This is a genomic window from Flavobacterium sp., from assembly GCF_044368625.1.
Classification (GTDB): domain Bacteria; phylum Bacteroidota; class Bacteroidia; order Flavobacteriales; family Flavobacteriaceae; genus Flavobacterium.
Genome location: NZ_JBIPPD010000263.1, coordinates 1 through 3,908 on the forward strand (window position 1 = coordinate 1; position 3,908 = coordinate 3,908).

At 37.2% G+C, this 3,908-nt stretch carries 3 protein-coding genes; all 3 read left to right on the forward strand.

Going from position 1 to position 3,908, the window contains the following annotated elements:
• Positions 1-2,138 (forward strand): heavy metal translocating P-type ATPase (locus tag ACIQ2X_RS14515; RefSeq protein ID WP_396179669.1); only part of this gene is annotated, 2,138 nt, incomplete at its 5' end.
• A gap of 73 nt (positions 2,139-2,211) precedes the next feature.
• Entirely contained in the window at positions 2,212-2,403 is a 192-nt protein-coding gene (ccoS, locus tag ACIQ2X_RS14520) for a cbb3-type cytochrome oxidase assembly protein CcoS (RefSeq protein WP_396179670.1), read from the forward strand.
• A gap of 1 nt (position 2,404) precedes the next feature.
• The coding region (gene ccoN, locus ACIQ2X_RS14525; protein WP_396179671.1) for a cytochrome-c oxidase, cbb3-type subunit I at positions 2,405-3,908 on the forward strand (1,504 nt) is incomplete at its 3' end.

Consider the following 3,908-nt stretch of genomic DNA (forward strand, 5'->3'; position numbering starts at 1 on the left):
AAAGTACCGCAGTTGTTTCGCTAACAATACCGCACATTCATTGCAGTTCGTGCATTTGGATTTTGGAAAATTTGCAACGACTCGAATCTGGTATTCGAACTTCGATGGTTAATTTTAATGAAAAAACCGTTCGAATTACGTACAATTCGGATGCCGTTTCTTTAAAAAAGATCGTCAACCTGCTGAGTTCGATAGGATACGAGCCTTACATCAGTTTGGAAAATTACGAAACAGGAATTAAGAAAGAAGACCGAAGTTTGACTTATAAATTAGGAGTGGCTTTTTTCTGTTTTGGAAACATCATGTTGCTTTCCTTTCCCGAATATTTTGAAACCAATGAGTTTTGGATCGACCAATACAAAGGCTTTTTCCGTTGGTTGATTTTTGCTTTGGCATTGCCCACTTTTTTTTATTCCGCAAGCGGCTACTATGTTTCAGCTTATAAAAGTTTGCGAACCGGAATGTTGAATATTGATATTCCAATTGCTTTGGGAATTGTGGTCATGTTTGTCCGAAGTACCGTTGATATTATTATGGGATACGGTCAAGGCTTTTTCGACAGCTTGGCGGGATTGATATTTTTTATGCTTTTGGGAAAAATGTTTCAAATCAAGACCTATAACTTTTTGAGTTTTGAGCGTGATTTTAAATCCTATTTTCCTATTGCTGTAACCAAAATAACCAGCGGATTGGAAGAAAGCATTCCTATTTACGATGTGGTAAAAGGCGATAGATTGTTGATTAGAAACCAAGAATTAATTCCTGTAGATGGCATTTTACTCTCTGCCGAGGCAACCTTAGATTACAGTTTTGTAACGGGCGAAGCCAATGCCATTACGAAAAAATCCGGCGATAAAGTTTTTGCTGGAGGAAAACAAATTGGCCAACTCATCGAAATGCAAGTGCTCGAAAGCGTTTCGCAAAGTTATTTGACGCAATTGTGGAGTAATGATGTGTTCCAGAAGAAAGTTAACCAGCATTTTAAAACCATCACCGACCAAATCAGTCATTATTTCACGCCCATTTTACTGCTAATAGCTTTTGCAGGTTTTGGTTATTGGATTTTCTTTGATGTCAATACCGCTTTCAACGTTTTTACTGCGGTTTTAATTGTGGCTTGTCCGTGTGCCTTGGCTTTAACAGCTCCGTTTACGTTTGGAAACATCCTTAGAATTCTCGGTAAGAAAAAGATTTATTTAAAAAATGCGTTGGTCATCGAGCAATTGGCAAAAGTGGATACACTCGTTTTTGATAAAACAGGCACCATAACCACAACGGAAAAAGCGACCATTGATTATCAAGGAGTTGAAATTACAACTCAACAAGAAATTTGGATCAAGAACAGTTTACGAGCTTCGAATCATCCATTGAGTAGAATGCTTTACAACCATTTACCCGAAGTAGATTTTTTGAAAATGGACGACTTTCAAGAATTTGTAGGTAAAGGAATTGAAACTCATTTTGAAGGGACTAAAATAGTTTTAGGTTCGGCAGCTTTTGTTGGAAATCCGCAACCTCAAAATGTTGTTGAAACCAGTATTCACATTTCAATCAATGGGGCTTATTTAGGGAAATATGTTTTCAAAAACGCGTATCGAAAAGGTTTGTCTGAATTATTTTCGACGCTTTCGCAAAAATACCAGTTGCACGTTCTATCGGGCGATAATTCGGGTGAAGAAAGTTTTCTAAAAGCATTTTTGCCACCCAATACCCAATTGATTTTCAATCAAAAACCCGAACAAAAACTGGATTACATTAAAAGTTTGCAAGATAATGGAAAAAATGTGATGATGATTGGCGACGGTTTGAACGATGCTGGAGCTTTGGCACAAAGTAATGTCGGAATTTCAATTTCAGAAAACGTAAATGTGTTTTCACCCGCTTGTGATGCGATTTTGGATGCTTCTGAATTTCAGAATATCGGTCAGTTTTTAAAACTTTCTCAAAAAGCCATTCGCACTATCAAAATGAGTTTTGCTTTATCATTATTGTATAATGTAGTGGGACTCGCCTTTGCCGTGACGGGAAATTTACTTCCATTGGTGGCTGCCATCATTATGCCTTTGAGTACGATTACCATTGTGAGTTTTGTAACGGTAATGAGTACATTTTATGCCAAAAAATTGAATTTAAAATAATAGTCTGAGTATGATAATTATCATATTATTAACAAATCAAGCAGCGTAATTTTGTCTAACACAAATTAGAGGTATGAGTGTCATTTATTTATTAATATCCGTCAGTATAGTAGTCGCCATTGTGTTTTTTATAGCATTTATCACCGCTGTAAAAAAAGGTCAATACGACGACGATTATACCCCATCCGTCCGAATGCTTTTTGACGATGAATTGAAAACAACAAAACAAAAACAAATTAAAACAACCCCTGAAAAACAAGTGTAATATGGAGATGCAACAATTTTATTACGACAACAAAATTGTAAAGAAGTTCATTTATGCTACTATCCTGTTTGGAGTAGTAGGAATGATTGTAGGGCTATTGTTAGCCATCATGTTTTTATTCCCTAACATAACCGACGGAGTTTCGTGGTTGAGTTTTGGAAGACTAAGACCTTTACATACCAACGCAGTTATTTTTGCTTTCGTTGGAAACGCAATGTTTGCCGGAATTTATTATTCCTTACAACGTTTGCTTAAAGCAAGAATGTTCAGCGATTTTTTAAGTTCACTTCATTTTTGGGGTTGGCAATTGATTATTGTAGCTGCTGCAATTTCACTTCCTATGGGATATACTTCTTCAAAAGAGTATGCCGAATTGGAATGGCCTATAGATATTGCCATTGCATTAATTTGGGTGGTTTTTGGTATCAACATGATTGGTACGATTTTAAAAAGAAGAGAACGTCATTTATATGTAGCCATTTGGTTTTATTTGGCCACGTTTGTTACCGTTGCTGTATTGCACATTTTCAACAGTTTGTCGCTTCCTGTTAGTTTTCTAAAAAGTTATTCGGTTTACGCTGGTGTTCAAGATGCTTTGGTACAATGGTGGTACGGACACAATGCGGTGGCATTTTTCTTAACCACACCGTTTTTGGGATTGATGTATTACTTTGTTCCTAAAGCCGCTAATCGTCCGGTGTATTCGTATAGACTTTCGATTATTCACTTTTGGTCGTTGATTTTCATTTATATTTGGGCTGGACCACACCATTTATTGTATTCTGCATTACCAGATTGGGCACAAAATTTAGGAGTCGTATTTTCAATTATGTTATTGGCACCCTCTTGGGGAGGAATGATCAACGGATTGTTGACCTTGCGAGGTGTTTGGGATAAAGTTCGGGTAGAACCAGTTTTGAAATTCTTCGTGGTTGCAATTACGGGTTACGGTATGGCCACTTTTGAAGGGCCAATGTTATCTCTAAAAAATGTAAATGCCATTGCCCACTTTACCGATTGGATCGTAGCACACGTTCACGTTGGAGCCTTGGCATGGAACGGATTTATGGCTTTTGGTATGATTTATTGGTTGATTCCTCGAATGACCAAAGGAAAATTGTTTTCCAATAAACTAGCCAATTTACACTTTTGGTTGGGTACTTTAGGAATTATTTTATACGCTTTACCCATGTATGTTGCGGGATTCTTGCAGGCTTCTATGTGGAAACAATTCAACCCGGATGGAACGTTGATGTACGGAAATTTCCTTGAAACTGTTACGCAAATTATCCCAATGTATTGGATGCGAATGATTGGTGGATGTATGTACATATTCGGAATGTTTATTTTAGTGTACAATATTTATAGAACAGTTCGTGCCAACCAAACGATTGAAGATGATTTTGCCGAAGCACCCGCTTTACCGGAAATCAGCAAAAAAAGATTGAACGGCGAAAAATTCCACCCTTGGTTGGAGAGACGTCCAATTCAGTTGACTATTTTGG